Annotated in this window: 5 protein-coding genes; all 5 read right to left on the bottom strand. The window is 68.3% G+C overall.

Annotated features, from left to right (window positions below; all coding sequences use genetic code 11):
• Positions 1-191: 191 nt before the first annotated feature.
• The gene (locus tag AC2VOU_RS17215; RefSeq protein ID WP_486958458.1) at positions 192-734 is read right to left on the bottom strand and encodes a sugar O-acetyltransferase; all 543 of its coding nucleotides are present in this window, start codon (positions 732-734) and stop codon (positions 192-194) included.
• The gene (locus AC2VOU_RS17210; protein ID WP_486958457.1) at positions 731-1,096 is read right to left on the bottom strand and encodes an MATE family efflux transporter; all 366 of its coding nucleotides are present in this window, start codon (positions 1,094-1,096) and stop codon (positions 731-733) included. Before AC2VOU_RS17210 ends, AC2VOU_RS17215 begins: the two co-directional genes overlap by 4 nt.
• A complete protein-coding gene (locus AC2VOU_RS17205; protein ID WP_486958456.1) occupies positions 1,093-2,109 on the bottom strand; it encodes a DHH family phosphoesterase in 1,017 nt (338 codons plus the stop codon). The genes AC2VOU_RS17210 and AC2VOU_RS17205 overlap by 4 nt, the downstream gene beginning before the upstream one ends.
• Positions 2,066-2,569 carry a 30S ribosome-binding factor RbfA gene (rbfA, locus tag AC2VOU_RS17200; RefSeq protein ID WP_486958455.1) on the bottom strand — a complete coding sequence of 168 codons (504 nt, stop codon included), beginning with the start codon at positions 2,567-2,569 and terminating at the stop codon, positions 2,066-2,068. The genes AC2VOU_RS17205 and rbfA overlap by 44 nt, the downstream gene beginning before the upstream one ends.
• A gap of 35 nt (positions 2,570-2,604) precedes the next feature.
• The coding region (infB, locus tag AC2VOU_RS17195) for a translation initiation factor IF-2 (protein ID WP_486958454.1) at positions 2,605-5,276 on the bottom strand (2,672 nt) is incomplete at its 5' end.

Below are 5,276 nucleotides of genomic sequence, written 5' to 3'. Positions count from 1 at the left end.
CGCGATGAACGCGTTCTGGTACAACGCCACTCGTCGACGCCCGATCCCCGTCTTTGCTAGGTGACGGCAGTCTGTGGCGGCCGTCGGATGGCGAAGGCCGCCTGCTGCTTGGGAGCTCCCAGCGGCGGCGCCGCGCGGCTATGCCAGATACCCACGATCAATTCTGCGGCGCCGCTGGAAAAGCACTGCCGCTAATCGCCAAGCGCTCTGATGACCCGGCATGGATTGCCGGCCGCCAGCACATCCGCGGGAATGTCGCTCACCACAACACTTCCCGCCCCGATCACCGAATTCTCGCCGATGGTGACCCCCGGGCAGACGATGACGCCGGCCGCCAGCCAGGTGTTGTCCCCGATGACGATCGGGGCCGCGGACTCCAAGCCCGCTCGGCGGGCCTGATGGTCGTCGACGGGGTGGAGCGCCGTGACAAGCTGTACCCGCGGACCCACCTGCACGTGGTCGCCGATGGTGATCGATGCGCTGTCGAGGAAGATCGCGTCGTAGTTGACGAAACATGCGGCGCCGATGGCGATCTGCGCGCCGTAGTCGCACAGAAATCGGGGCAGTACCGCACTACCTTCGCCCAGAGATCCGAGCAATCGTCCTAACACATCGGGGTTACCGGCGTTGAACGTTGCGAGTAGACGCTGACACGACTTTCGGCCGGCGACCAGTTCGGCATCGTCGGCGCGGTACAACTGGCCGCTCAGCATTCGCTCACGCTCACTCGTCATTTGCCGGTCACCGTCCAATCACCTGATAGCGCAAGCCAACCGACGACGATCAGCACACCCAGGCCCAGCGCCAACCAGGTCGCCTGCACACCTTCGGCCACCGCCGAATTCCGGTCGCCGGCAACGAAATGCCGGGCCGAACGCGCGGTGGTGCCGTAGGACAGGAATGTCAGGTCGGATCCGACCATGCCCAGGACCAGTCCCCCGATGGCAACCCCTGCCAGGCTCAGCGCGCCGAGTCCGCCGACCACGGCGGTATCGACAAGCAGATAGAGCGGTTCGGCGGCCAGCACACCCAGGGCAGGAAGCGCCAACTGCGCGATCTGACGGCCACCCGGTTGCGACCGGACCGGTCCGTTCACCCCAGGGCGGCGCTCAGCGCGGCCACGACCTCGTCGACCGAACCGGTCGTCGAGTAGCCGGCAGCCCGCTTGTGTCCACCACCACCGAAGGTCGACGCAACCGCCGACAAGTCGACGTCGTATTTTGCCCGCATCGACACCGACCAGTGTTGCGACTCAATCTCTTTGAACACCGCGGCCACCTCGGCCTGCTGGGTGGTGCGGACGATGTCGACGATACTTTCGACCTCCTCCGGCCTCGCCTTCGTCCACTCCTTGTTGCTGACGACGGCGTAGACCAGGCCGCGGCCACCGGCGGCCTCGGGCAGCAGCTGTGCCGAGCCCAGCACCCGGGACAGCATCGACAGCCAGGCGAAGGGATGTGTGTCCATCAGCGACCGGGTGATCGCCGCATTGTCGATGCCCAGCTCGACCAGGCGCGCCGCCAGCCGGTATGCGGCCGCGCTGGCCCAGCGGAACGAGCCGGTGTCGGTGGTCAATCCCGCGTAGAGGCAGTAGGCCACCTCGGCGTCGATTGGCTTGCCCCAGGCGTCGAGCAGCTCGGCGACCATCATCGTGGTCGAATCCGCCGAGGGCTCAACGAAATTCACGGTGCCGAACAGCTGGTTCGAGGCGTGGTGATCGATCACCAGCACGTCGTGCCCGTCGCCGGCCATGTCGCGCAGATCGCCGAGCCGGTTGATGCTGGGGATATCAACAGTCACAACCAGATCGACGTCGCGGCGCATCGCAGCGGGATCCACCAGTAGCCGGCCGCCGGGCAGTGACCGCAACGACTCCGGCAGCGCCGGCGGCGCCGCGAAGCTGACCTCAACGGATTTGCCGCAGCGGTCTAGGACCAGCGCCAGCGCCAGGCCCGCACCGATCGTGTCGGCGTCGGGATGCACATGGCAGAGCACCCCGATCGTCGCGGCGACGTCCAGCACCTTGGCGGCGCCTATCGCGTCGACGCGTGAGGTCGTAGTGGGTTCAGTCTGTGCGTTGATCGTCGTCACCGGCGCCTTCTCCGTCATCGGTTGGTGCCCCGTCACCGAGCGCGTCATCGTCGGTCGTGCGGTACGGATCGGCGTCGCCGGCCGGTCTCGCTCCTTGCCGAACCCGAGCCACGTCGGCGTCCGCCGCGCGCGCTCGCGCCAGCAACTCCTCCATCCGCTGCACGGAGTCCGACACCGTGTCGCGGATGAAGGTGAGCGTCGGCGTGAAGCGCACCCCGGTGCCGGCGCCGACCTTGCTGCGCAGCACACCCTTTGCGCGTTCGAGCGCGGCGGCGGCCCCGGCGTAGTCGGGTTCGTCGTCGAGGGTCGAACCCATCACCGTGTAGTACAGCGTCGCGTCATGAAGGTCGCCGGACACCTTGGCGTCGACGATGGTGACTCCTACCAAACCGGGATCTTTGATCTCGTACTCGATCGCCGAGGCGACGATCTCGGAGATCCGCTTGGCCAGCCGGCGCGCCCGCGCCGGGTCAGCCATGCCGCCGTAGGTTCAGCTTGTCCGAGCTCATAGGCCTAAACGCGCTCCTTCTCCACCAGCTCGTAGGTCTCGATGACGTCACCCTCTTTGAGATCGGAGTAGGTCAGCGTCAGACCGCATTCGTAGCCGTCGCGGACCTCGGTGACGTCGTCCTTCTCCCGTCGCAGCGAGGACACCGTGAGGTTCTCGGCCACCACGATGTTGTCCCGCAACAACCGGGCTTTGGCGTTGCGCCGCACGACCCCCGATTGGACCAGGCAACCGGCGATGATCCCGACCTTCGACGACCGGAACAGCGCGCGAATCTCGGCGCGGCCCAGCTGGCTCTCCTCGTAGATCGGCTTGAGCATGCCCTTCAGCGCGCTCTGGATCTCGTCGATCGCCTGATAGATCACCGAGTAGTAGCGGATGTCCACGCCCTCGCGGTTGGCCAGCTCGGTGGCCTTGCCCTCGGCTCGGACGTTGAACCCGATGATGATCGCATCCGACGCCGACGCCAGGTTGACGTTGGTCTCGGTGACACCACCGACACCGCGGTCGATGACGCGCAGCACCACCTCGTCGTCGATCTCGATACCCAGCAGCGCTTCCTCCAGAGCCTCGACGGTTCCGGAGTTGTCGCCCTTCAGGATCAGGTTGAGCTGGCTGGTCTGCTTCAGCGCGGCATCCAGATCGTCCAGGCTGATCCGCTTGCGGGAGCGGGCCGCCAACGCGTTGCGCTTGCGGGCACTGCGACGGTCGGCGATCTGGCGGGCGATCCGGTCCTCGTCGACGACCAGCAGGTTGTCACCCGCACCGGGCACCGACGTGAAACCGATGACCTGGACCGGCCGCGAGGGCAGCGCCTCTTCGACGTCGTCGCCGTGCTCGTCGACCATCCGCCGCACGCGACCGTAGGCGTCGCCGGCCACGATCGAGTCACCGACCCGCAGCGTTCCGCGCTGGATCAGCACGGTCGCCACCGGCCCGCGGCCGCGGTCGAGGTGCGCTTCGATCGCCACACCCTGCGCTTCCATGTCGGGGTTGGCCCGCAGGTCCAGGGCAGCGTCGGCGGTCAACAGCACCGCCTCTTCCAGCGCCTCGATGTTGGTTCCCGCCTTCGCCGAGATGTCGACGAACATCGTGTCACCACCGAAGTCCTCAGCCACCAAGTTGTACTCGGTGAGCTGAGCTCGGATTTTCTGCGGGTCGGCGCCCTCTTTGTCGATCTTGTTGACCGCCACCACAATCGGCACATCGGCCGCCTGCGCGTGGTTGATGGCCTCCACCGTCTGCGGCATCACACCGTCGTCGGCGGCGACCACCAAGATCGCGATGTCGGTCGCCTTGGCGCCGCGGGCACGCATGGCGGTGAACGCCTCGTGACCCGGGGTGTCGATGAAGGTGATCGGCCGCTTGGTGCCCTCGAAGTCGACGGTCACCTGGTAAGCACCGATGTGCTGGGTGATGCCACCCGCCTCGCCCTCACGCACGCTGGCGTTCCGGATGGTGTCCAGCAGTCGGGTCTTACCGTGGTCGACGTGACCCATGACGGTCACCACCGGCGGCCGGATCTGCAGGTCTTCCTCGCCGCCTTCGTCTTCGCCGTAGGAGAGGTCGAAGGACTCCAGTAGCTCGCGGTCCTCGTCCTCGGGGCTGACGACCTGGACGACGTAGTTCATCTCGCTGCCCAGCAGCTCAAGCGTCTCGTCGCCGACCGACTGTGTCGCGGTCACCATCTCACCGAGGTTGAACAGCGCCTGCACCAGCGAAGCCGGGTTGGCATCGATCTTCTCCGCGAAGTCCGACAGTGAGGCACCACGGGCCAGCCGGATGGTCTCGCCGTTGCCGTGCGGCAACCTGACACCACCGACGACCGGCGCCTGCATGTTCTCGTATTCGGCGCGTTTCGCCCGCTTGGACTTGCGACCGCGTCGCGGGGCACCGCCGGGACGACCGAATGCACCCGCGGCGCCGCCGCGCTGGCCCGGGCGTCCTGCTCCGCCGCCACCACCGCCGGGACGGCCACGGTAGCCGCCAGCCCCGGGTGCGGCGCCAACGCCACCGGCACCGCCACCACCAGCGCCACCGCCACCGCGGTAGTTACCACCGCCACCGCCGCCGGGACGTCCACCACCGGCCGGAGCGCCCGGACGGCCCCCAGGGCCGCCGGGTCGTGGGCCACCGGGACGCGGAGGACGGCCGGCCGCGGCTGGCCTTGGCGGCATGTTGCCTGGTGAGGCGCCACCGGGACGCGGCGCGCCGGGGCGCGGGGCCTGGGGGCGCGGCATCGCGGGACGCTCCACCGGCTGTGCCGAGGAGAACGGGTTGTTGCCGACGCGCGGCGTGCGGGCCGCGGGCTTGGGAGCCGCCGGGCGCGGACCGGGTGTCGGACCGGGGCGACTGGGCGCCGGCCCCGGCGCCTCGGCAGCGGCGGGCGGCTGCTGAGCAGGCGCTACCGGTGCTGGGGCCGCGGGTGGCGGCGTGGGTGCCGGCGCGGCGGGTTTGGGGGCGGCGGGCTTGGCCGCCAGCGCCTTGGCGTCGGGCTTTGCCGCCGCCGCGCCGTTGCCGGCTGCCTTCTCCGGAGCGGGCTTGCCGCCGCCGAAAGACTCACGCAGTCGACGCGCTACGGGTGCCTCGACCGTCGATGATGCTGATTTGACGAATTCGCCCTGTTCGCCTAACCGGGCGAGAACTTCCTTACTGGTGACACCGAGTTCCTTGGCCA

The sequence above is a fragment of the Mycobacterium sp. TH-M25 genome (genome assembly GCF_057473665.1).
The sequence above is the reverse complement of the archived record's forward strand: the minus strand, read 5'-3'. Positions and strand labels throughout refer to the sequence as shown.

Coding starts and splice junctions, on each gene's coding strand:
- rbfA (WP_486958455.1), bottom strand. CDS start 2,569: ATGGCTGACCCGGCGCGGGCGCGCCGGCTGGCCAAGCGGATCTCCGAG.
- AC2VOU_RS17215 (WP_486958458.1), bottom strand. CDS start 734: ATGACGAGTGAGCGTGAGCGAATGCTGAGCGGCCAGTTGTACCGCGCC.
- AC2VOU_RS17205 (WP_486958456.1), bottom strand. CDS start 2,109: ATGACGGAGAAGGCGCCGGTGACGACGATCAACGCACAGACTGAACCC.